22 protein-coding genes are annotated in these 21261 nt (G+C 66.4%); 5 read left to right on the forward strand and 17 right to left on the reverse strand.

From position 1 onward, the window contains the following. Position 1: 1 nt before the first annotated feature. The 5 genes from AC6LKD_RS22800 to AC6LKD_RS22820 are packed head-to-tail and all read right to left on the reverse strand — an operon-like array spanning position 2 to position 5502. Positions 2 to 1105: an ABC transporter ATP-binding protein gene (locus tag AC6LKD_RS22800; RefSeq protein WP_498117540.1), complete on the reverse strand. Its 1104-nt coding sequence runs from the start codon at positions 1103 to 1105 to the stop codon at positions 2 to 4. After that, positions 1102 to 1905, reverse strand: a complete 804-nt coding sequence (locus AC6LKD_RS22805) for an ABC transporter permease (protein WP_498117541.1) — start codon at positions 1903 to 1905, stop codon at positions 1102 to 1104. The genes AC6LKD_RS22800 and AC6LKD_RS22805 overlap by 4 nt, the downstream gene beginning before the upstream one ends. After that, positions 1902 to 2729 (reverse strand): ABC transporter permease, encoded by an 828-nt coding sequence (locus AC6LKD_RS22810; protein ID WP_498117543.1) that lies wholly within the window; start codon positions 2727 to 2729, stop codon positions 1902 to 1904. The genes AC6LKD_RS22805 and AC6LKD_RS22810 overlap by 4 nt, the downstream gene beginning before the upstream one ends. A gap of 4 nt (positions 2730 to 2733) precedes the next feature. Continuing rightward, positions 2734 to 4371 carry an amidohydrolase gene (locus AC6LKD_RS22815; protein WP_498117544.1) on the reverse strand — a complete coding sequence of 546 codons (1638 nt, stop codon included), beginning with the start codon at positions 4369 to 4371 and terminating at the stop codon, positions 2734 to 2736. Positions 4372 to 4380: 9 nt separating this feature from the next. Then, the gene (locus AC6LKD_RS22820; protein WP_498117545.1) at positions 4381 to 5502 is read right to left on the reverse strand and encodes an ABC transporter substrate-binding protein; all 1122 of its coding nucleotides are present in this window, start codon (positions 5500 to 5502) and stop codon (positions 4381 to 4383) included. Positions 5503 to 5611: 109 nt separating this feature from the next. On the opposite strand from AC6LKD_RS22820, the gene AC6LKD_RS22825 reads away from it, so the two are divergent. Then, positions 5612 to 6568 carry a LysR family transcriptional regulator gene (locus AC6LKD_RS22825; RefSeq protein WP_498117546.1) on the forward strand — a complete coding sequence of 319 codons (957 nt, stop codon included), beginning with the start codon at positions 5612 to 5614 and terminating at the stop codon, positions 6566 to 6568. 14 nt (positions 6569 to 6582) lie between these two features. Here AC6LKD_RS22825 and AC6LKD_RS22830 read toward each other — a convergent pair whose 3' ends face one another. From AC6LKD_RS22830 to AC6LKD_RS22860, 7 genes are all read right to left on the reverse strand, one after another. Continuing rightward, on the reverse strand, positions 6583 to 8139 hold the full coding sequence (locus tag AC6LKD_RS22830; RefSeq protein WP_498117547.1) for an acetolactate synthase large subunit: 1557 nt from the start codon (positions 8137 to 8139) through the stop codon (positions 6583 to 6585). 160 nt (positions 8140 to 8299) lie between these two features. Beyond that, positions 8300 to 9052 (reverse strand): amino acid ABC transporter ATP-binding protein, encoded by a 753-nt coding sequence (locus AC6LKD_RS22835; protein ID WP_013395659.1) that lies wholly within the window; start codon positions 9050 to 9052, stop codon positions 8300 to 8302. Positions 9053 to 9056: 4 nt separating this feature from the next. Beyond that, the gene (locus AC6LKD_RS22840) at positions 9057 to 9749 is read right to left on the reverse strand and encodes an amino acid ABC transporter permease (RefSeq protein WP_013395660.1); all 693 of its coding nucleotides are present in this window, start codon (positions 9747 to 9749) and stop codon (positions 9057 to 9059) included. A gap of 30 nt (positions 9750 to 9779) precedes the next feature. Beyond that, a complete protein-coding gene (locus AC6LKD_RS22845) occupies positions 9780 to 10568 on the reverse strand; it encodes an ABC transporter substrate-binding protein (protein ID WP_498117548.1) in 789 nt (262 codons plus the stop codon). A 42-nt stretch (positions 10569 to 10610) separates the two neighbouring features. Then, a complete protein-coding gene (locus AC6LKD_RS22850) occupies positions 10611 to 11519 on the reverse strand; it encodes an arginase family protein (RefSeq protein ID WP_041656097.1) in 909 nt (302 codons plus the stop codon). 277 nt (positions 11520 to 11796) lie between these two features. Next, on the reverse strand, positions 11797 to 12663 hold the full coding sequence (locus AC6LKD_RS22855) for an IclR family transcriptional regulator (protein WP_492276492.1): 867 nt from the start codon (positions 12661 to 12663) through the stop codon (positions 11797 to 11799). Between the two features lie 119 nt (positions 12664 to 12782). Beyond that, on the reverse strand, positions 12783 to 13805 hold the full coding sequence (locus AC6LKD_RS22860) for an amino acid ABC transporter substrate-binding protein (RefSeq protein ID WP_013395664.1): 1023 nt from the start codon (positions 13803 to 13805) through the stop codon (positions 12783 to 12785). A gap of 334 nt (positions 13806 to 14139) precedes the next feature. Here AC6LKD_RS22860 and AC6LKD_RS22865 point away from each other — a divergent pair, with 334 nt between their 5' ends. Genes AC6LKD_RS22865 through AC6LKD_RS22880 form a run of 4 tightly spaced genes read left to right on the forward strand, consistent with a single transcriptional unit; the run spans position 14140 to position 17330 of the window. Beyond that, a complete protein-coding gene (locus tag AC6LKD_RS22865) occupies positions 14140 to 15138 on the forward strand; it encodes a Bug family tripartite tricarboxylate transporter substrate binding protein (RefSeq protein WP_498117549.1) in 999 nt (332 codons plus the stop codon). 15 nt (positions 15139 to 15153) lie between these two features. After that, complete coding sequence (locus AC6LKD_RS22870; RefSeq protein ID WP_498117550.1) at positions 15154 to 15834, forward strand: 3-oxoacid CoA-transferase subunit A; 681 nt, start codon at positions 15154 to 15156, stop codon at positions 15832 to 15834. A 27-nt stretch (positions 15835 to 15861) separates the two neighbouring features. Next, positions 15862 to 16503 carry a 3-oxoacid CoA-transferase subunit B gene (locus AC6LKD_RS22875; RefSeq protein WP_013395667.1) on the forward strand — a complete coding sequence of 214 codons (642 nt, stop codon included), beginning with the start codon at positions 15862 to 15864 and terminating at the stop codon, positions 16501 to 16503. Next, positions 16503 to 17330 carry an IclR family transcriptional regulator domain-containing protein gene (locus AC6LKD_RS22880; protein ID WP_013395668.1) on the forward strand — a complete coding sequence of 276 codons (828 nt, stop codon included), beginning with the start codon at positions 16503 to 16505 and terminating at the stop codon, positions 17328 to 17330. Before AC6LKD_RS22875 ends, AC6LKD_RS22880 begins: the two co-directional genes overlap by 1 nt. Positions 17331 to 17340: 10 nt before the next feature. Here the strand turns inward: AC6LKD_RS22880 and AC6LKD_RS22885 are convergent, their stop codons facing one another. The 5 genes from AC6LKD_RS22885 to AC6LKD_RS22905 all read right to left on the reverse strand — a co-directional run bounded on the left by AC6LKD_RS22885 (position 17341) and on the right by AC6LKD_RS22905 (position 20967). Beyond that, a complete protein-coding gene (locus tag AC6LKD_RS22885) occupies positions 17341 to 18393 on the reverse strand; it encodes an L-threonylcarbamoyladenylate synthase (RefSeq protein WP_013395669.1) in 1053 nt (350 codons plus the stop codon). Positions 18394 to 18407: 14 nt separating this feature from the next. Continuing rightward, the gene (locus tag AC6LKD_RS22890; RefSeq protein WP_498117551.1) at positions 18408 to 19598 is read right to left on the reverse strand and encodes a 5-(carboxyamino)imidazole ribonucleotide synthase; all 1191 of its coding nucleotides are present in this window, start codon (positions 19596 to 19598) and stop codon (positions 18408 to 18410) included. A 5-nt stretch (positions 19599 to 19603) separates the two neighbouring features. Then, a complete protein-coding gene (purE, locus tag AC6LKD_RS22895; protein ID WP_013395671.1) occupies positions 19604 to 20125 on the reverse strand; it encodes a 5-(carboxyamino)imidazole ribonucleotide mutase in 522 nt (173 codons plus the stop codon). 100 nt (positions 20126 to 20225) lie between these two features. Continuing rightward, the gene (locus AC6LKD_RS22900) at positions 20226 to 20798 is read right to left on the reverse strand and encodes a disulfide bond formation protein B (RefSeq protein ID WP_013395672.1); all 573 of its coding nucleotides are present in this window, start codon (positions 20796 to 20798) and stop codon (positions 20226 to 20228) included. A 10-nt stretch (positions 20799 to 20808) separates the two neighbouring features. Continuing rightward, positions 20809 to 20967, reverse strand: a complete 159-nt coding sequence (locus AC6LKD_RS22905; protein ID WP_498117552.1) for a DUF5993 family protein — start codon at positions 20965 to 20967, stop codon at positions 20809 to 20811. Between the last annotated feature and the right edge of the window lie 294 nt (positions 20968 to 21261).

The raw sequence follows: 21261 nt of genomic DNA on the forward strand, positions 1-21261 counted from the left end.
GTCAGGACGGTTCCGCGGCATCCAGAACCGTGACGGCCGCGGCATCCAGCACCACGCTTACGTCGCCCCCCGGCCGCAAGTCCGCAAGACCAGGCGCGCCGGCGACCAACTCCAGATACAGCGGCGTGCCGCGAGGCGTGCGCAACAGGTAGTTGAGCAGATTGCCCGCATAGCTGAGCGCTTCTACCTTGGCCTGCAGGCCGGGATGCCCCGCAGGCGCCAGGCGCAACTGGTGCGGCCGCACCACCAGACGCACGCTGTCGCCGGCGGCATGCGCACGGCTGACGGCCCCCGCCTGTATCGTGCCCCCTTCGTAATCCACCGCCACGCCGTCCTGGTCGACGGACCGCACCGTGCCTTCCAGCACGTTGCTGCGGCCCAGGAACTCGGCCACGAACAAGTTCGCCGGCCGCTCATAGAGTTCAGAAGGCGAGCCGATCTGCGCGATGCGGCCGTGGTTGAAGATCACGATGCGGTCCGACATGGACAAGGCCTCTTCCTGGTCGTGCGTCACGTACAGGAACGACGCGCCGGACTCCTTGTTCAACTTGCGCAGTTCCCATTGCAGATCCGCGCGCAGCTTTTTATCCAGGGCGGATAGCGGTTCGTCCAGCAGCAGCGCGTCGGGCCGGTACACCAGCGCGCGCGCCAGCGCCACGCGCTGCTGCTGCCCGCCCGAAAGCTGCCGGGGATATCTTGCCGCGTAGGCGCCGAGCTGCACCTGCTCGAGCGCGGCGCGGGCGCGGCTGCGCGCCTCGGCCGCGGATACACCGCGTATCGACAAGGGGAACTTCACATTCTGTTCCACCGTCATGTGGGGAAACAGCGCATAGCCCTGGAACACCATGCCGAAACCCCGCTCCTCGGGCTGACGCCGCGTGATCGATTCGCCCCTGTGGAAGATCTCGCCCGCAGTAGGCGTGACAAAGCCCGCGATCGACATCAGGGTGGTCGTCTTGCCGGATCCCGACGGGCCCAGCAGCGTGAGGAATTCTCCCGGAGCCAGCGAGAAATCGACGCCATCCAGCGCCACCGTGGCGCCGAACAACTTGCGCAGTCCCTGCACGCGCAGCAGGGGTTCAGATGAAGCAAGAGACGGATTCATGAGGGTTCCCGCTTTCCTTTCCGGTGCGCAAGCAAGCGCTCGACGCACAGGCAGATGAAGGTGATCAAGATCATCAAAGTAGCCACGGCCGCGATGGTGGGATCGACGTTCTCGTTGATTCCATCCCACATCGCGCGCGGCAACAGATAGACGTTGCGCGTGGTGATAAAGAGCAGCACGACCAGTTCATCCCAGGACACGATGAACGCGAAGATCGCGCCCGAAACGATGCCGGGCCGGATGCCGGGCAAAGTCACGCGCCGCAGGACTTGCAGGGGCCGCGCACCCATGGAACGGGCCGCCTGCTCCAGGCGCGGATCGAAATTGGCCAGGGCCGATCCGACCGACACGAACACGAAGGGCGTGGCGGCCACGACATGCGCCAGTACCACCCCGGTGTAGGTATCGAGCAAGCCCAGGTCGATGTACAGGCGGTAGTACGCCAGCGCGCCCACGATGGTGGGCACGATCAGCGGCAGCAAGGCAAGCATGCGAACCAGGCCGCCCATGCGCGCGCCCAGCTTCCACGCACCGATGGCGGCCGCGCAGCCCAGCGCGGTGGCGGCAAGCGTCGAAACCGCCGAAACGGCAACGCTCTGCAGCAGGCTGTCGCGCCAGACCGGGCTTTCCACCAGTTGCCTATAGTGTTGCAAGGACCAGGATTCCGCCGGAAACGACAGATAGCTGCGGTCGGTAAACGAAACGGGAATGACCACCAGCGCCGGCAGAAAAAGGTAGGCCAGCACCAGTGCCGCGGCCAAGGCCGCCGCCGCGAACCACCATGAAGGACGTATGCTCATGGCGCACCGAACAGGGAAGGAACGCGCACACAGCGCGACATCAGGATCAAGCTCAGCACCACGGTGACCAGCAAGGCGCTGGCGAACGCGGTCGAGATTCCCCAGTTCATGGTTTCACTGATGCCGAACTCGATGTACTGCGCCACCATCACGGTCTTTCCTCCGCCCAGCAAGGCCGGCGTGATGAAGAACCCCAAGCAGAAGATGAAGACCAGCACCGCCGCTGCCAACACGCCCGGCAGGGACAGCGGCAGGTACACGCGCAGGAAGGTCTGCACCGGTCCGGCTCCCAGCGCGCGCGAGGCCGCCATCAACGACCGGTCCATGCCCAGCATGTTGGTCAGCATCGGCAACACCGCGTAGGGAATCATGTAGTGCACCATGCCTATCAGCACGCCGGTCTCGTTGCGCAACAGCGCCAGCGGCCGGTCGACCAGCCCCAGCGCCATCAGCGTCGCATTGACCACGCCCTCCTTCGACAACAACAGAACCCAGGCAAACGCCCGCACCAGCACCGACAGCCAGAACGGCACCAACAGGCATATCGTCATCCAGCTGCGCACCTGCTCAGGCACGTTGGCCATGACATAGGCCACCACGTAGCCCAGCGTCAGGGCAATGACCGTGGTCCAGATGCATACCCTGGCCGTGGTGGCCATGATCTTCAGATAGAGCGGTTCTGTGAACAGCGCCACATAATTGCCGATGCCCGCGACGGGCTCGGTGAAGCTGATCGCCAGGATGCGCAGGACCGGCAGCAGGAACAAACCTCCGACCAGCAACACCACGGGCAGAACCAGCACGGCGGGAAGCGAGCGCTGCATGGGTTCAGTCCTCCTCGGGAAGTTGATCCGCCCACGATGCAAGCGGCGAACGGAATACGGCGCGGCCGCCGACCAGCGTGGCGCGCACCGCGGCCTCCTTGATCTGGTCAGCGGGAATGCGATACAGGTCACGGTCCAGCACGATCAGGTCGGCCAGCTTGCCCGGCGCCAGCGTGCCCTTGCTTGCGTACTGGCGCTCGGCCCGCGCCGGATTGACGGTGTAGCAACGCATGGCCTCGTCCACCGAAATCGCCTGCGCAGCGCCGATCCCGGCCCCCGAGGCGGTCTTGCGATTGACCATCGACCACATGCCCAGGAAGGGATTGCGGTCGCATACCGGCGCGTCCGAATGCCCGCAGACCAGCACCCCCCGATCCAGCATGTCGCGGTGCGGCCACAGCCAAGGCCAGTCCGATTCGGGCCGGTTGCGCAGATAGGCGTCGCCCAGGTTGTAGGCAAAACCTGCCGCCGAGGAATCGATCACGCCCAGGCGCGCCATGCGCGCCTGGATCGCGGGCGGCGCGCAGCAGCAATGTTCGATGCGCGGCGGCACCGCGCCGGGATGCATGGCAAGCGCATGCTCGAACGCATCGAGCGCGAAATCGATGCCGCGGTCGCCGTTGCCGGTGGCCGCCGCCTGCAGGCCCGCGGCCATGACCCGGCCCACCTTGAAGGCCAGCTCCTCGGCGGAGAAATTCACGTCGCCGAATTCCTGCGGGGCATCCGTCTTGCCTGCCAGGGCAGCATAGGGCCGGTAGTACGCAGCGGTGCGGCCGCTGGTGCTGCCGTCCGATCCATACTCCACGCCGAGCAGGTGCAGGTATTCATCGCCAAAGCCAAAGCGCAGGCCCGACCGGATGACATCGTCGACCAAGGCTTCGTCGCGCCCGTTGAGCATCATGCCCACGCGCACGGGCAGCTTTCCCGCCGCATGCAGCTGGCGGTACGCCTGCATCGCCAGGGCGCTGGTCAGGGCGTTGTGCACGCTGGTGATACCCACCCTGGCCATCTCGCCGAAAATCGCCGGATAGCCGTCGAGGTAGTCGTCCACCCGGTCGCCCGCAGCGATATGCGTCGTGAAGGCGAAAACGCCACGGCCCCGCGCCATGCCCTCGGCCGGATTCAGGCAATGCTCCGGAACCGTGCGCGCCAGGCCGCTGGCCGCGAGGCCGTCGAACGCGGCCTTGTTGGCCACGCCTACTTGCGCATCCCGCCGCAGCAGAAATACCGGCCGTCCCGGCGCCGCCGCGTCCAGCGCCGCGCGCGAGGGATAGCCGCCGATATCGTTCTCGTCCAGGCGAAATCCCAGGTACCAGGCGTCTGCTGGCGCGCTGCCGTGGAATGCCGCGATGCGCCACAGCAGCGCCGTTGGCGAACCGATGCTGGAAAGATCGTCCCAGCGTCCGGCCTTGACCGCCTGTCCGTCCGGATGGCAATGGCTGTCATTGATCCCCGGCATGGCGAAGGCGCCATCCAGGTCGATCTTCGCCGTGGCGGGCCCGGCCAGCGCCAGGCAGTCCGCGTCCGTGCCCGCGCCAACCACGCGGCCATGCCGTATCGCCAGCGCCGGCACGACGCCCAGGGTTTCATCGAGCGTGGCGATGCGGCCGCCATGCAACACCATATCCGCGTATGCGCTCATGCTGGCGGCTCAACCCGTGATGACTTTGACGTACTCGTTGTAGATGCGGTCCTGGTTCTCGCCGTGCCAGGTCGCATCCGCCACGATCTGCAAGCGGAAATTCTCTTCGTCCGTGGGATTGTCCTTGCGCAGCTCCGGCGGCACCAGCGCATTGGCGGCGGGGTTGGCGGGGCCATTGCCCATCAGCCGCAACAACTCGATCTGGCTTTCCGGCGATTGCGTCGAGGCGATGAAGTCGAACACCTTGCGCCCCGCTGGATTGCCCTTGGGCACCAGCCAGCCGGCGGGAATCAGGATGCCCTGGTTCCAGGTGAAATCGATGGTCGAGCCGGGTTCCCGCCGCATCACGGTCGCGCGGGTATGCCACACCAGTCCCATGCTGGCCTCGCCTTGCCGCAGCAATTGCTGGCTCTCGGCCCCCGTCTTCCAGAAGATCGCGTGCTCCTTGATCGCCGCGATCTTGTCCAGCGCGCGCTTCTCGTCGATGGGATAGATCTTGGCCGCCTCCGCGGGCACGCCATCGGCCATCAGGGCGGCCTCCAGCGAGGCCAGCACGCGATCCGGCAGGATGCGCGTTCCAGGAAAGTCTTTCGTGTTCCAGAAATCAGCCCAGGTCCGGGGCACGCGATCGCCGAAGGCCTTCTTGTCATACGCCAGCACAAAGCTGTAGATGAAATGCGAGATCCCATACTCGCTGCTGAAGCCGGGCCGCACCTTGTTGCGGTCGACGATCGTGTAGTCGATCGGTTCCAGATAGCCGCGCTTGCCCAGCGAATGCGCCGCGGCAAGATTGGCGTCGCACACGTCCCAGACTACGTTCTTCGATTCCACCATGGTGCGGATCTTGCCGAACGAGGGGCCGGTGCCATCGAACTCGACCTTGATGCCGCTCGCCTTTTCAAAGGGCTTGCCCCATACGGTAGGCTGGTGCTTGATGGCGTCCCCGCCCCAGTTGCAGACGACGATCTTGCCCGCATCGGCGCGCGCGCGGCCCAGCGGCAACATGGCTGATACGCCAGCCGCACCCAGCAAGGCCAACAACTGGCGGCGGCGCGCGGAACTCAACGAGGGATCGCTCAGCGCAAGGCGCGCCGCATCGGTCAGGCAAGGGTCTTGCGTAGGCGTCTTCATCGGTTTGCTCCGGTTGGGGATAAGGGAGCGGGCATGATGACGGCGCCATTTCTTTCATGCAATATATGAGCTTTGCACCTATCCGTACTTCCCCTAGGCCCTCTTGCCCATGAGCCCTCGCTCGCATCTCGGACTGGCCAGATCCCACGAACCGCGCGAACCCAGCTTCGCGCAGTTGGGGGTATTCAACGCCATCATGATTTCAGGCTCGGTGTCGCGCGCGGCGAAGCTGTTGGGCATGACGCAATCCGCAGCCAGCAAGATGCTGCGCCAGCTCGAGGACGACACGGGCCTGCTGCTGTTCGAACGCGCGCACCAGCGCCTGGTGCCGACGCCGCAAGCGCTGCGGTTGCAGGAAAGCGTGGAGCATCTCTACGGATCCTATGGCGTGGTGCAGCGCCTGATCGGCAGCCTCGCCAATCCGGACCATGGCAACGTCACCGTGGCCGCCATACCCACGCAGGCAGCAACCTTCATTCCGCAAGCCGTCAAGCGCTTGCGCGAACGCCATCCCGGCATTACCGTCACGCTGGAAATCCTGGCCAACCAGCCTGTCGTCGACCGCGTGCTGAACGGACAGGCGGATTTCGGCCTGGTGCATGACATCACCGCCTCGCCCGACACGCACAACGAAGATCTCGGCCCGCAACACCTGGTCTGCGTCGCCGCTCGCGGCCACCGCTATGCCGGCCTGGATCACGTCACGGCGCAGGATCTGAAATCCGAGACCTTCCTCTCGTACGGCCCGCAGACGAATTTCGGGAGTTTCCTGGAGATCGCGTTCTCCGAGGCCGGCCTGCACATGCCGGTGTCAGTCGAGGTGACCTCCTCGGCCGCGCTGCTGGCGCTGATACGCGCAGGCGTGGGCGTGGGCCTGGTGGAGCCCGCCGCCATCGTGCCTTTTCCCGAAGACCAGTTCGTGGTCAGGCCTTTCCGTCCCAGCCTGCTGATCCATTCGCGCATTGTGCGCTCGCGCATACGGCCGCTGACGCGGCACGCCGAACTGCTGCTCGACGAATACCGCGCCGTCATCGCCGCGCCCCAGCCCGGCTATTTCCTGAACTGAGACGCGCTGGCCGTTCAGATCACCGCTTCGATCAGGAACGGGCCGCGGCGCTTCAGGCCTTCCTGCAGCGCGCGCGCGAATCCTTCCACCGTATCCACGCTGACCGCTTCCACGCCCATGCCGCGCGCCAGATGCGTCCAGTCCAGATACGGTTCCTCAAGGTCCAGCATGCGGCGGGCGTTGCGGCCCGGCTCCAGCACGCCCACGTTCTTCATCTCGCCGTGCAGCGTGGCGTAGGAACGGTTGGCCAGGATCACCGTCAGGCAGTCCAGGTTCTCGCGCGCCTGCGTCCACAGCGCCTGCAAGGTGTACATGCCGCTGCCGTCGGCCTGCAGGGTGACGACCTTGCGGTCGGGGCAGGCGACCGCGGCGCCGGTCGCCAGGGGCAGGCCGATGCCGATGGCGCCGCCCGTCAGCATCAGCCAGTCGTGCGGCGCGCTGCTGGCGCTGTAGATGGGAAACTCGCGGCCCTGGGTGATGGACTCGTCGCAGACAATGGCTTGCTCGGGCAGATGATGCGCGACCAGCACGTTGACGGCGGCGCCGGTCAGCTTGCCGGACTGCGGCACCTCGTAGTTGGCCGGAGCCGCCGCCAAGCGCGGCGCGTCCTGAGCAATGCCGAGTTCGTCGGCCAGCCACTCCAGCGCATGCGCCAAGTCCTGCTCCGGCGTGCCCAGCACCACCTGCTTGCAATCGGGCGGCGCCAGCAGGCTGGGCTTGCCCGGATACGCGAAAAAGCCGACCGGCGCCTTCGCGCCCACCAGTACCAGATGGCGCACATCCTTCAGTTTGGCCACCGCCAGGTCGATGGGATACGGCAGGCGATCCACCGGCGTGCGCGCGCCGCCGCGCTCGATGCGGCGGTTCGAGGTTTCCGATACCAACCGCACGCCGGTGGCGCGCGCGATGCGGCCGGCGGCGTTCAGCGCGCGCTCGCGCAGTGCGGTGCCGCCCAGCATCAGGGTCGTGACTTCGCCCGAGCGGATCGCGGCGGCCGCCGCGCGCACCGCCTCGGCCGAGGTCTGGGCCAGGGCCTCGCTCTTGGCCAACACCGGCGCGGTGTTTTCCGGCAGATCCGTCCAGGCCGCGTCGGCCGGCAGGATCAGCGTAGCGATATTGCCGGGCGAACGGCGCGCCACGCTCACGGCCTCGGCGGCATCGGCGGACAGGTCGGCGGCCTGCATGGTGCGCTTGACCCAGTGCGACATCGGACGCGCGACGCCCTCGACGTCGCTGGTCAGCGGCGCGTCGTACTGGACGTGATAGGTAGCGTGGTCGCCAACGATGTTGACCATGGGCGTGCGGGCGCGCTTGGCGTTGTGCAGGTTGGCCAGGCCGTTGCCCAGCCCGGGGCCCAGATGCAGCAAGGTGGCCGCAGGCTTGTCGGCCATGCGTGCGTAGCCGTCGGCCGCGCCCGTCACCACGCCTTCGAACAGGCCCAGCACGCAACGCATCTTCGGTTTGCGATCCAATGCCGCGACAAAGTGCATTTCAGATGTGCCCGGGTTCGCGAAGCAAACATCCACATCGTTGGCCAGCAAGGTATCGCAAAGACTATCAGCGCCGTTCATCGTTTTTCCCTGATCATTTTCCATGGGCGGTGCATGGGCGCATGCGCGCCCGCATGACATGCATGATAGGTAGCGTAGCCGAAACCGGCTAGAACCATTTCAGGCCGTCGTCATGGAACCATTCCGCAGGTTCCGCCAAGCGGAATTTGCAGGGGCATCCTCAGCCCAGTATCTGCCCGAGGAAGGCCTGCGCGCGCTCGGTGCGCGGCGCGCGGAAGAAATTGTCCGGCGTGTCCGCTTCGACGATCGCCCCCTGGTCCATGAAAACCACCCGGTCGCCGACCTCGCGCGCAAAGCCCATCTCGTGCGTGACGCACACCATGGTCATGCCGTCGCTGGCCAGCGCCACCATGGTGTCCAGCACCTCCTTGACCATCTCCGGATCCAGCGCGGAAGTGGGCTCATCGAACAGCATGATCTTGGGCCGCATGCACAGGGCTCGCGCGATCGCCACGCGCTGCTTCTGGCCGCCGGAAAGCTGACCCGGATACTTGGACGCATGCTGCGGGATCTTCACCCGCTCCAGGTATTCCATGGCGCGCGCTTCGGCCTCCTCGCGCGGCACGCCTTTCACCAGCATCGGCGCCAGCGTGCAGTTATCCAATACGGTCAGATGCGGGAACAGGTTGAAGTGCTGGAACACCATGCCAACCTCTGCACGGATGCGTTCGATGTTCTTCAGGTCGTCGTTCAGTTCGATGCCGTCGACCACGATGCGGCCCTTCTGGTGTTCCTCCAGGCGGTTCATCAGCCTGATGGTCGTGGACTTGCCGGAACCGGACGGCCCGCACAGGATCAGTTTTTCTCCGGGCAGCACCTCCAGCGCCAGGTCGTCCAGTACCTTGAAGTCGCCATACCATTTGCATACGCCCTGCATGGTGATGATAGGGGCGGCGTAGTTCAATCCATCCATCGCATCAGGCCTTGGAAATGTCGTGGTTTTCGCCCGCGCCGCTCCAGTACCCCGGCACGGTCAAGCGCTTTTCGGAACGGCGGAACAGGTACGCCAGCACGCTGCACATGGCGAAGTAGATGACGCCCACCATGGTGTAGACGGTCAACGCCTGAAAGGTGGCGCCCGCCAGCATTTCGCCGGCGCGCATCAGTTCATAGACGCTGATGACGGCTACCAGCGAGGTTTCCTTGATCAGCACCAGCGCGTAATTGCCCAGCGCCGGGAACACGGTGCGCAACGCCTGCGGCAGTACGATGCGGCGCAGCCGCTGCACCTTGCCCAGGCCCAGCGCGCGCGCCGCCTCGTACTGGCCGCTATCTACCGACTGGATGCCGCTGCGGAACAGCTCCGCCAGATAGGCGCCGAAGTTCAGCGTCAGCCCCAGCACGCCGGCGACGAAACCGTTGATGACCACGCCCATCTCGGGCAGGCCGTAATAGATGTAGAACAGCTGCAGCAGCAGCGGCGTGCCGCGTATCACGTCGATGTAGAAACGCGCTCCGCGGCTGAGCAGCCGCGATGGCGACAAACGGCACAGACAGACGAGCAGGCCCAAGGCCACCGCCAGGAATGCCGAACAGAAAAACAGCGCCAGGGTCCAGACCGTCCCCTCGGCAAGGGGGGCCAGGTACATGCGCAGGGTCGCGAGATCCAAGTCGTGCTCCTTATCCGTGCCGGTGCGGCGTTACTTGCTCATCAGGTCGGCCACGCCCCACTTCTGCCCGATGGCGGCGAGCTCGCCGTTCTGCTTCATCTGCGCCAGCGCGCCGTTGACGGCCTCCAGCAGCGCGGCATTGCCCTTCTGCACCGCCATGCCCACCTGCCACTTGCGCTGCGGCTGGTAGCCCGTATCCAGCTTCACGCCCGGGATGTTCTTGGTCTTGATCTGGTAGATGATGCTGGGCGGATCCACGATGCCCAGGTCGATGCGGCCGGCGCGCACATCGGCCAGCAGCGTGGAGTAGTCCTGGTAAGTGGATACCTTGGTACCGGGCATGTCCTTGATCATGTTGAACTGCACCGAGTCCACCAGCACGCCGACGCGCTGGCCTTTCATGTCCTCGAACTTGGCGTACTTTTTGTCGGCCTTGTCGCTGACCACGATGCCCTCGCCCCATTCATAGACCGGCGCCGAGAAATCGATGGCGCGGGCGCGTTCCTCGGTGATGAAGAGCGGCGCGGACATGACGTCGGCGCGGCCCGAGGTCAGCGTGGGAATCAAGCCGGAGAACGGCACATCGGATAGCTTGTCCGACACCTTGAGGTGCTTGGCCACGCCTGCGGCCACGTCCACCATGATGCCCTCCAGCTGGTTCGACTTCGGATTCTTGAAGCCGTGCGGCGGCGCGGACGCCGTGGTAACCACGTTCAGGCTCTGGTCCGCGCGAACCTCGTCCAGCGTGCGCGCCTGCGCGCCGGCATGGACCAGCAGGCTGGCAGCGGCCAGGCTCAACAGGATGGATTTGAATTTCATCGTTTTCCCCTTGAATGAAGTTATCGGCGTGGCGGACCCGGCTCAGGCCGGACGCCCTTGCGGATACTGCTGCACCGCTACCGCCGCCAGCGCGCAGAATTCCTGCATGACGGTGGCGGCCAGGAAGGCCGTGGCTCCCTGCACGTCTTGCGGCGGCGACACGGTGTTGACGTCGAACGCCACGAAGTTCAGGCCCGCGAGCTGGCGCAGCAACGCCAACCCTTCCTTGGCCGTCAGTCCGCCCCACTCCGGCGTGCACACGCCCGGCGCGCAGGAGGGATCGAAGATGTCCATGTCGAAGCACAGGTACACCGGACGCTGGCCGATGCGCTGCTTGATCTGTTCCAGCGCGCCCTTCTGGTCCTGATCGAAATCGTCGTAAGGCAGGATCGTGTACCCGACCTCGCGCCCGAACTCCAATACGCCCGGCATGAAGGAACTGCCGCGCGTGCCGACGTGGAAGCTGGACGCCACGTCCAGCAGCCCCTCTTCGGCGGCGCGCGTGAACGTGGTGGCCGTGTTGTAGCCAGGAATGGGGTAGGTGTCGGTGTGCGAATCGAAATGCAGCACCACGAAATCCGGATGGCGGCGCGCCACGGCGCGCAGCTGCGGCAAGGTGACCGCGCCGTCGCCCCCCATGGAAATGGGAATGGCGCCCGAATCCAGGATGGCGCCGATGCCGGCCTCGATCAGCGGATAGGATGCGTCCGGATCGCCCGGATGGCAGGCCACGTTGCCCACATCGATGGCGCGCAGGAACTCCGGCGGGTTATCGATGCCGTGGCGCCGGAAGATGTCGATGGGCCGCAACAGCCTGGATTGCTCGCGGATCGCGTCCGGCCCCTGGCGCGAGCCGACCCGGAACGGATGCGTGCCGCAATCAAAGGGAATGCCCACCACGCAGGCCCGCGCCGCGCCCGAGCCGGCGGCGCGAACGGAAGGCAGGCCCATGAACCCGGCGACGGGATGAAAACAGACTTCGGCTGGCTGCTGCACAACTCGGCTCCTGTGTGACGACGCGTACCCACGATCACGATCGGGATCATTATTTAGATTCGATCAAATCGCTGTGCGATATGATCGTGTCGAAATAAGATTAGCGCGCATACAAGCACCCGGCCAATTAGGGATTTTCCCCTAATCGGCATTTTTATATCCGACTAATTTAGTGTGGATAAAACGCTCAGCGCATCCGCGCGCAGGCGCTGGCGCGGGGCTTGGGCAGGACTTAGGCGTCGTCGCTGGCGAACGGCATGGCGTCGCGCAAGGCGCCGCCCGGCGGCTCCATTTCGTAGTAGGGACGCGACCGTCCCAGCGTGCGCGACGCGCTGATGGCGTGCGCCGTTTCCACCACTTGCGGGCCGAACACCGCCTGCGCCTGCTCGAACGACCAGCGGCTGGACGGAACCGACACGTTGACCGCCCCCACCGGCGTGCCCCCCGCATCCAGCACTGCGGCGCTGACCGTGATGTCCCCCGGATAGAACTCGCCGTTGGAGCGTGCATAGCCGTGGCGCCGCGCGAACTCCAGCTCGGACAGGAGCGCGTCCATGTCGGTGATGGTGGCCGCCGTATAGGACTTACGGTCGCAGCGCTCCAGGAGGCCGCGCGCGACCACGGGATCCAGCCTGGCCAGTACCGCCCTGCCCGCCGCCGTGCAATACAGCGGCAGCCGCATACCGACCGGCATGTTCACGAACATTTCCTTGTGGGTGGCAAAGCGCGCCACGTAGACCATGTCCAGGCCATCGGGCTCGGCCAGGCTGCAGGTTTCCTGGCTGTTGCGGTTGAGCGTATGCAGGAAAGGATTGCCGCCCAGCACCAGCGGGCTGGTCTGCACATACTTCATGCCCAGCTCCAGCGACCAGGGCCCCAGCGAGAACTTCTTGCTCAAGGGATCCTTGCGCAGATAGCCCAAGGTCCACAAGGTATGGGTGAAGCGCTGCACCGAACTCTTGCTCAGGCCCGTCGCTTCCGCCAATTCCGGCAGGGTCATGGCCGGCTGCCCCTCGCTGAAGGCCCGCAGGACGGAGACGCCGCGTGCCAGCGCGGCGATGAACAATGGGGAATCCTCGGCGTTTCGGGTCTGCGTCATGGCGCGTGGGGCGTCCAGTGGAAAGCGCATAGCGTACCGCATTACGGTGCGAACGTATCGCGTGGCGATGCCATAAAAAAACGGCCCGGAATACCGGGCCGTCTCGACGGGCGCGAACCTTAACGGATCGGCCAGGGATACATGGCGCCGCCCTTGTTCCACAGCGCATTCGTGCCGCGTTGCAGGCCAAGCTTGCTGTCCTTGCCCACGTTGCGCTCGAACACTTCGCTGTAGTTGCCCACCGCCTTGATGGCGTTGTAGGCCCACTTTTCATCCAGCCCCATGTTCTTGCCCGCGCCCGGCGTCACGCCCAGGATGCGCGCAATGTTGGGGTTGTTGCTCTTGAGCATTTCGTCCACGTTCTTCTGCGTGATGCCGTATTCCTCGGCCTCCATCAGCGCGAACAGCGTCCAGCGCACGATGCCCAGCCAGTTCTCGTCGCCTTGGCGCACCATGGGGCCCAGCGGCTCCTTGGAGAAGCGCTCCGGCAGGATCTCGTAGTCGTCCGGCTTGGCGACCTGCGTGGCCCGCACTGCGGCCAGTTGCGAGGAATCGTCGGTGAAGGCATCGCAGCGGCCCGACTCGAAGGCGCGCACGACCTCGGTCACCTTGTCGATCACCACCGGCTTGAACTCGATGTTGTTGGTGCGGAACCAGTCGGCCAGGTTGAGTTCGGTAGTGGTGCCCGGCTGCACGCAGACCGTGGCGCCGTTGAGCTCCTTGGCGCTTTTGACGCCCAGCTTCTTGTTCACCAGGATGCCCTGGCCATCGTAGAAGCTGGCGGCCACCGCCGCCAGGCCCAGCGAGGTGTCGCGGGTCTGCGTCAAGGTGACGGTGCGCAGCAGCACGTCCACTTCGCCCGATTGCAGCGCCGTGAAGCGTTGCTGCGTGGACAGCGGCGTGCCCTTGAATTTGGTCGGATCACCGAACACGGCCGCCGCAACCGCGCGGCAGATGTCCACGTCCATGCCTTCCCATTCGCCCTTGCTGTTGGTGGCCGAAAAGCCGGATACGCCGTCGGTCAGGCCGCATTGCACGAATCCTTTTTTCTTCACGGCATCGAGGGTGGGCCCCGCCACCGCTGCCTGGGATGCGCAAGCCAGGGCAAGAGCGCTGGCTGCAAACAAGATGGAACGCTTCATGGTCGCTACTCCTGAGAGGGATGCCGCGCCGGCTTGTAAGCCGGCTGCGTTTGAAACCGAGCCCTGCCTTACTGGGCCGGCCGCCAGATTAAGCGATGTCCACGGCGTGAACAACGCAACGGCGCCTAGTGGAAACCCGGAGAACAGGCCGCTGTTCCAGAAGGTTGCCGAGCTGTCCGGTGAACGAACTTTATCCGTCCGCCGGGCCGCGATCGGCGCTTGCCTTGGTGCCATACTTTTTTCGCGTCCCGGGCCCGCCGCTGCCGGCGCCGCGATCTCTCAAAAATAACGGCCGCGCTTCCGATAGCGGCCGATTCATGGAGGAGACCAACCCATGCCCCATGCAAGCACCTTGCAGTCCCGCCGCAGCACCCTCAAGACCCTGCTGGGCACGGCCCTGGCCGCCGCCGGCCTGGCCGCCGGCGCCGTCCATGCGGCCGATGATTGGCCCAGCAAGCCCATCAAGGTCATCGTGCCGTACACGCCCGGCGGCTCGACCGACATCGTTACCCGCATCGTGATGGACAAGCTCGGCCCGCGCCTGAAGCAGACCATCATCATCGAAAACCGCCCCGGCGCCAACAGCAGCGTGGGCTCGGCCATCGCCGCCAAGGCGGAGGCGGATGGCTACACCTTTCTTTCCATCCTTCCGGCCTACATCATCAATTTCCATCTGTACAAGTTGGGCTACAAGCCGGCCGACCTGACGCCGGTGGTGCAAATGGCGGACTTGCCTCTGTTCCTGTTCGTGGCGGAGGAAATACCGGTCAAGACGGTGGCCGAACTGGTCGAATACGCCCGCAAGAACCCGGACAAGCTCACCTATGCCTCCAGCGGCAACGGTTCCAGCGCGCACCTGACCGGCGCCGACTTCGCGCTGCAAAGCAAGATCACCATGACGCACGTGGCCTACAAGGGCAGCGCCCCCATCCTGGCCGACCTGCTGGGCGGCCGGGTCTCGATGGTGTTCGACCCCATTCTCGTGCCCATGCAGTACGTCAAGCAGAACCGGCTGAAGGCGCTGGCGTTCACCGGCAAGCAACGCTGGCCCACCGAACCCTCGATCCCGACCATGGAGGAGGCCGGCCTGCCCGGTTTCGTCACCGGGTCCTGGGCAGGACTGATGGCGCCGGCCGGCACGCCCGCGCCCATCATCGAGCGCATGGCGCGCGAGATCAGCGAAATCGTCAAGGAACCCGACGTCAAGCAGAAGTTCCTGGACGCGGGCTTCCTGCCGGCCAGCGGCACCACCGCGCAATTCGCGGAACTGATGAAGACGGACTCGACGCGCTACGCCGGGATCATCAAGCAGGCGCGCATCACCGTGGACTGAACGCGGAGCCCCACCATGATCGACAAGTTCTACGACACGCCCGAGTCCGCCGTCGCGGACATCCACGACGGCGCCACCGTGCTGATCAGCGGCTTCGGCGGCGCCGGCATGCCCACGGAACTGATCCACGCCCTGATCGCGCAGGGCGCGCGCGATCTCACCGTGGTCAGCAACAACGCCGGCAACCACGAGACCGGCCTGGCCGCGCTGATCAAGGCCGGGCGCGTGCGCAAGGTGGTCTGCTCGTTTCCCAAGGCCTCGCACTCCTGGGTCTTCGACGAGCTCTACCGCCAAGGCCGCATCGAGTTGGAATGCGTGCCGCAAGGCACCATCGCCGAACGCCTGCGGGCGGCCGGCGCCGGCCTGGGCGGGTTCTACACGCCCACGGCCTACGGCACCGAACTGGCGCGCGGCAAGGAGACGCGCATGATCGACGGCCGCGGCCATGTCTTCGAGCTTCCCCTGCATGGCGACTTCGCGCTGGTGAAGGCCGATCTGGGCGACCGCTGGGGCAACCTCACCTACAACAAGAGCGCGCGCAACTTCGGCCCCGTCATGTGCATGGCGGCCAAGACCGCCATCGTGCAGGTGCGCGCCAAGGCTGCGCTGGGCGAGCTCTCGCCCGAGGCCGTGGTGACGCCGGGCATCTTCGTCCAGCGCGTCACCCAGGTGGCCAACGCCGCCTTCTCCAGCTAGGGCCTGTTCACTCCAGAAGGAATCCGCATGTTCCAACCCCTGACCCGCGAGGCCATGGCGCGCCGCCTGGCCCAGGACATCCCCGACGGCAGCTACGTGAATCTGGGCATCGGCATGCCCGTGCTGGTGGCCGCGCACCTGCCCGCCGGCCGCGAGATCGTGCTGCACAGCGAAAACGGCATCCTGGGCATGGGGCCGCCACCCGCCGACGCCGATATCAACCTGGACTTGATCAACGCCGGCAAGCAGCCCGTGACCCTGCTCGCAGGCGGCGCCTACTTCCATCACGCGGATTCGTTCGCGATGATGCGCGGCGGCCACCTGGACATCTGCGTCATGGGCGGCATGCAGGTCGCCGCCAACGGCGACCTGGCCAACTGGTCGCTGGCCAAGCCTGGGGAAGCACCGGCCGTGGGCGGCGCGATGGACCTGGCGGTGGGCGCGCGCAGCGTCTACATCATGATGGAACACAACAGCAAGAGCGGCGAACCCAAGATCGTCGAGCGCTGCACCTATCCGCTGACGGGCGCCGGCGTGGTGGACCGCATCTATACCGACCTGGCCGTGATCGAGGTCACGCCGGACGGGCTGCTGGTTCGGGATATGATCGACGGCATGACCCTCTCAGCCCTCCAGGCGCGCACCGGCGCGCCATTGCGCGCAGCCTGATGCGGCCCAATCTTCCCCCGCCCGGCTATGCCGCGCCGCTCGCGGCGGAAGATCATCCCGACCAGTTGCGCGGCGATCCGGACTACATGTTGACGCTGGCGCGCGGCCTGCATGTGATCCGCGCCTTCGGCACCCGGCGCCATCCGCAAACCGCGGCCGAACTGAGCCGCCGCGCCGGCCTGCCGCGCGCCGTGGTGCAACGCTGCCTGCACACCCTGATCCTGCTGGGCATCGCCGAGCAGCACGGCAGGCTCTATGTGCTGACCCCGCGCATCCTGGGCCTGGGCTACGCCTACTTCTCGTCCACGCCCTTCGTCTCGCTGGCGCAGCCGGTGCTGGAAGAGCTCAGCGCCACCATCAACGAGACCTGCGCCCTGGCCATCATGGAAGGCCACGAAATGCTGTATCTGGCGCGGTCCGAAGTCACGCGCCTGCTGGCCACCTCGATGGGGCTGGGCAGCAGGCTGCCGGCTTATTGCACGTCCATCGGGCGGGTGCTGCTGGCGCAGTTGCCGGAACCGGCGCTGGCGCGCTATTTCGCCGCGACCGAGCTGCAGCCCTACACGGAATTCACGATCATCTCCGAAGACGGGCTGCGCGCGGAACTTGCCCGCATCCGCGAGCAGGACTATGCGGTCGTCGACCAGGAACTGGAACTGAATGTGCGCGCCATTTCCGTGGCCGTGCGCTCGGCCAGCGGCAAGGCCTGCGGCGCGGTCAACGTCAGCGTCAAGGCGGCGCGGGTGCCGCTAAACCGGCTGACCGAGGAGTTCCTGCCGCCGTTGCGGCAGGCGGTGGAGCGGATCGGGGAGTTTCTGGCGGCGTGAGGCGCAAGCCTCACAGATCCGTCGTATCCAGCGTGAAGGCAGCGGCGGCGCGACCGATTCGGTCGTTGACGGCGTGCCAGTCGTCGGTGGCGGGCGGCGCCTGCACGATGATGCGGGCATAGCCCTGCTGGTCCAGGTCGCGCAGCAGGCCGTAGAGCGCCTGCGCATAGCGCGCCGGATCGGCGGGCACGGCTTGCCATTGCACCCGGGCATCGAGCGCAGCGGGACGATCGCCGTAGGCGACCACCACCACCTTGCCCTCTGGCAGGCCCTGCCCCTGCACCACGTCGCGCAGACGGGCGTCGGTGGCCAGCTCGAGCGCCGTGCGTGGCGCGTAGTGCGCCTTCAGCGTGCCCGAGGCGCGCGGCGCGGCCGCGTCGGGCGCGAACACCTGCACGCCCAGCACGGCTTCGATCTGCGCGGCGCTGATGTGGCCGGGACGCAGCAGCACGGGGCCGGCGCCGCGGTCCAGGCGCGACAGATCCAGGATGGTGGATTCAATGCCGACTTCCGAAGCGCCGCCCTCCAGCACCGGCATGCCGGCCGCGACTTCCTCGGGGAACTCGCTGCGCACGTGCTCGGCGCGCGTCGGCGACACCTGGCCGAACTTATTGGCCGAAGGCGCCGCGACCCCGCCCTGCCCGTTGGGCTTGCCGGCGGCAAAGGCCGCCAACAACGCCTGGGCCACGGGATGCGAGGGGCAGCGGATGCCGATGCTGTCCTGGCCGCCGCTGACCGTGTCGACGATGTGCGGCGCGCGCTTGAGGATCAGCGTGAGCGGACCGGGCCAGAAGGCGTCGATCAGCAGGCGCGCCTCTTGCGGCACTTCCGCCGCCCAGTACGACAGGTCGCCTTGCGGCGCGATGTGCACGATGACGGGATGGTTGGACGGCCGGCCCTTGGCGGCGTAGATCTTGGCGACTGCCTGCGGGTTCTCCGCGTCCGCACCCAGGCCGTAGACGGTCTCGGTGGGGAAGGCGGCCAGTTCGCCGTCCAGCATGCGCTGCGCGGCTTGGGCGATCTCTGCGGCGCTGGCGGAAGCGGTCGGGGGCAAGGAAGTCATGGAGTCGCCACGCTTTACTCGGGAGCCTGCATGCCCAGCGCCGCCGCCACGCGGGCGGCGTCGTCGCGGGCCTGCTGCAGGGTGGGCGCCACGATCGTGATGTGGCCCATCTTGCGGCCCCGGCGCGCTTCGCGCTTGCCGTACAGGTGCAGTTTGGCCGTAGGCACGGCCAGCGCGGCAGCCCAGTCGGGCTCGCGTTGCGCGGTGGCGGTGGCCGACGGATACCAGATGTCGCCCAGGATGTTCAGCATGACGGCAGGCGCCAGCAGGTCGGAACCGCCCAGAGGCAGGCCGGCCATGGCGCGCGCCTGCTGTTCGAACTGGCTCGTCAGGCAGGCATCCATGGTGTAGTGGCCGCTGTTGTGCGGACGCGGCGCGATCTCGTTGACGATCAGGCTACCGTCCTTGAGCACGAAGAATTCCACGCACAGCACGCCGTGATAGCCCAGACCCTGGGCGATGGCTTGCGCGGCCTGCGTGGCGCGGGCCTGCCGTTCGGCGTGGGCCGCGTCCTGCTGCACGGGTGCGGCGGTCGACACCGCCAGGATGCCGTCGCGGTGCACGTTGCGCGCCACGGGAAACACCACGCTCGCGCCGTCGAAGCCGCGCGCCAGCACCACCGAGATTTCGTAGTCCAGCGGCATCAGCGCTTCCAGCACGCAAGCCACGCCGCCGAATTCGGCGAAGGCGGCCAGCGCTTCCTCGCGCGTGCCGATGCGGGCCTGGCCCTTGCCGTCATAGCCCAGGCGGGCGACTTTCAGGATGCCGGGAAACAGGTCTTGCGGCGCGGCACGCAGGTCGGCTTCGCTGCGGATGGCGGCGTGCGGCGCAACAGCGATGCCCTGCGAGGCGATGAAGGTCTTTTCGGCGATGCGGTCCTGCACGATGGCCACGGCATCTCCGGCCGGGCTGACGCGGCAGCGCGTAGCCAGCGTGCGCAGGCTGTCCGCGGGCACGTTCTCGAATTCGGTGGTCACGGCCTGACAGGTCTGCGCCAGGCGCTCGAGCCCGGCCTCGTCGTCGTAGGCCGCCTGGATATGCAGGTCGGCCACCATGCCCGCCGGGCATTCGGCGGCCGGATCCAGCACCGCAACCTTGTAGCCCAGGCTCTGGGCCGCGTGGCAGAACATGCGGCCCAGTTGGCCGCCGCCCAGCAATCCCAGCCAGCCGCCGGGAGCAATCATGAAAGCAGTCGATTGAGTCATTCTGATCAGGCCTCGGGCGGAACCTTCATGTCGCGCGCGGCTTGCGTCTGGCGCGCGCGGAACGCCACCAGTTTCTTATGCAAGCCGGCATCCGTGCCCGCCAGGGTGGCGATCAGGTGCAACGCCGCATTGGCGGCGCCGGCTTCGCCGATCGCGAACGTGGCCACCGGCACGCCCTTGGGCATCTGCACAATGGACAGCAGCGAATCCTCGCCGCGCAGGTACTTGGACGGGACCGGTACGCCGAACACCGGCACTTCGGTCAGCGCCGCCATCATGCCCGGCAGGTGCGCCGCGCCGCCGGCACCGGCGATGATGCCGCGCAGGCCGCGCGCATGCGCCTCGGCGCCGTACTCGGCCATGTCCTGCGGCATGCGGTGCGCGGAGATCACGCGGGCCTCGTGGGGCACGCCGAAGTCCTCCAGCATGGTGACCGCGTGCTTCATGACCTCCCAATCGCTGGAAGAACCCATAATCACGCCCACCACGGGGGTGGCCTCTGCCGCTGCGGAAGTCTTGGCTGTCATAACCGGTGTCGTAGAAGACCGCGGCGCAGGGCCGCGGAGAGTCAAAGGACCGCGGACGGATGCCGCGAAACCCGGTATTTTACCCGGCGCTGGCGCCGGGCTATGTGGCGGAGGGGGAATTCAGCCACTGGTAGCTGGTGGGGTTGTCCGGGCAAGGCCCGAAACCGCATTCCAGCGTGGTGCTGCCGACGTTGGCCAGCGCCATCAGGAAAAACAGGGCCATGACCAGCACGCCCAGCACCGATACCGGCTTGCGCAGCATGTTGTCGCCCCACTTGCGGTCGACCGCCAGCATCACCGTGCAAAACACGATGATGGCGATGAAGGCAATGAACGCCCAGGTGTAGAAGTGCAGGCCGAGCAGCGGCGAACCGTAGCCCGGATCGCCAGGAGCAATGTGCAGCAGCACCTGCCGGCCCGAGGCCAGCAGGCCGCCCAGCGCGCCCGCAATGCTCATTGCGTAGTGCAGCGGCGACGGACCCAGGCGCATATTCAACAGAAAGCCCATGCCGGCCAGCATCAGCGCCACGCGCTGCAACAGGCATAGCGGGCAAGGCAGCTCGTCGTAGGCGATCTGCCAGAAGAAGGCCATGCCCAGGGCGCCGGTAATGCCCAGCAGCGCCAGGCCGTTGAGGATGCGCGAGCCGCGCGCGGGATTGCGGGAGAAGATCATCGCCCCGCCCTCAGAACGACAAGGCCAGCGGGCTGGTCATGTGGTACTGGCACCAGGCGGCGAACAGCACCAGCGTCAGCAGCCAGAAGGTCACGCAGGGGCGGCGCCTGCCCAGCATGCCGAACCACACCGCGATCAGGCCAGTCAGGAAAGGCAACATCATTACCATGCTGGGAGCTCCTTTCTGGGGAACGTCCCCATGCAAGCAGCCGGGAATTATAACGTCACAATTCGCAATAAATCCTATCGAAAGCCCTGATAACACTTGCAGGGCAACGCTCCAGGGCGAAAAAAACCGCTCCATCTGAACCGCCCCCGGAAGTCGGACGTAAATCCAACTTCCGGGGGGGGCGGAGCGACGGGGCTTCGAACTGGCGGATGTCAGGGTTCTTTACCCGCCGAGGCTGCCCTGCGCCATTCCGATGCTCGCCCCGGTGGGGCTGCGCTTCGGATGGCTCCGGGG

The sequence above is a fragment of the Achromobacter sp. D7-1 genome (assembly GCF_059760445.1).

Coding starts and splice junctions, on each gene's coding strand:
- AC6LKD_RS22800 (WP_498117540.1), bottom strand. CDS start 1,105: ATGAATCCGTCTCTTGCTTCATCTGAACCCCTGCTGCGCGTGCAGGGA.
- AC6LKD_RS22805 (WP_498117541.1), bottom strand. CDS start 1,905: ATGAGCATACGTCCTTCATGGTGGTTCGCGGCGGCGGCCTTGGCCGCG.
- AC6LKD_RS22810 (WP_498117543.1), bottom strand. CDS start 2,729: ATGCAGCGCTCGCTTCCCGCCGTGCTGGTTCTGCCCGTGGTGTTGCTG.
- AC6LKD_RS22815 (WP_498117544.1), bottom strand. CDS start 4,371: ATGAGCGCATACGCGGATATGGTGTTGCATGGCGGCCGCATCGCCACG.
- AC6LKD_RS22820 (WP_498117545.1), bottom strand. CDS start 5,502: ATGAAGACGCCTACGCAAGACCCTTGCCTGACCGATGCGGCGCGCCTT.
- AC6LKD_RS22825 (WP_498117546.1), top strand. CDS start 5,612: ATGAGCCCTCGCTCGCATCTCGGACTGGCCAGATCCCACGAACCGCGC.
- AC6LKD_RS22830 (WP_498117547.1), bottom strand. CDS start 8,139: ATGAACGGCGCTGATAGTCTTTGCGATACCTTGCTGGCCAACGATGTG.
- AC6LKD_RS22835 (WP_013395659.1), bottom strand. CDS start 9,052: ATGGATGGATTGAACTACGCCGCCCCTATCATCACCATGCAGGGCGTA.
- AC6LKD_RS22845 (WP_498117548.1), bottom strand. CDS start 10,568: ATGAAATTCAAATCCATCCTGTTGAGCCTGGCCGCTGCCAGCCTGCTG.
- AC6LKD_RS22850 (WP_041656097.1), bottom strand. CDS start 11,519: ATGGGCCTGCCTTCCGTTCGCGCCGCCGGCTCGGGCGCGGCGCGGGCC.
- AC6LKD_RS22855 (WP_492276492.1), bottom strand. CDS start 12,663: ATGACGCAGACCCGAAACGCCGAGGATTCCCCATTGTTCATCGCCGCG.
- AC6LKD_RS22860 (WP_013395664.1), bottom strand. CDS start 13,805: ATGAAGCGTTCCATCTTGTTTGCAGCCAGCGCTCTTGCCCTGGCTTGC.
- AC6LKD_RS22865 (WP_498117549.1), top strand. CDS start 14,140: ATGCCCCATGCAAGCACCTTGCAGTCCCGCCGCAGCACCCTCAAGACC.
- AC6LKD_RS22870 (WP_498117550.1), top strand. CDS start 15,154: ATGATCGACAAGTTCTACGACACGCCCGAGTCCGCCGTCGCGGACATC.
- AC6LKD_RS22875 (WP_013395667.1), top strand. CDS start 15,862: ATGTTCCAACCCCTGACCCGCGAGGCCATGGCGCGCCGCCTGGCCCAG.
- AC6LKD_RS22880 (WP_013395668.1), top strand. CDS start 16,503: ATGCGGCCCAATCTTCCCCCGCCCGGCTATGCCGCGCCGCTCGCGGCG.
- AC6LKD_RS22885 (WP_013395669.1), bottom strand. CDS start 18,393: ATGACTTCCTTGCCCCCGACCGCTTCCGCCAGCGCCGCAGAGATCGCC.
- AC6LKD_RS22890 (WP_498117551.1), bottom strand. CDS start 19,598: ATGACTCAATCGACTGCTTTCATGATTGCTCCCGGCGGCTGGCTGGGA.
- purE (WP_013395671.1), bottom strand. CDS start 20,125: ATGACAGCCAAGACTTCCGCAGCGGCAGAGGCCACCCCCGTGGTGGGC.
- AC6LKD_RS22900 (WP_013395672.1), bottom strand. CDS start 20,798: ATGATCTTCTCCCGCAATCCCGCGCGCGGCTCGCGCATCCTCAACGGC.
- AC6LKD_RS22905 (WP_498117552.1), bottom strand. CDS start 20,967: ATGGTAATGATGTTGCCTTTCCTGACTGGCCTGATCGCGGTGTGGTTC.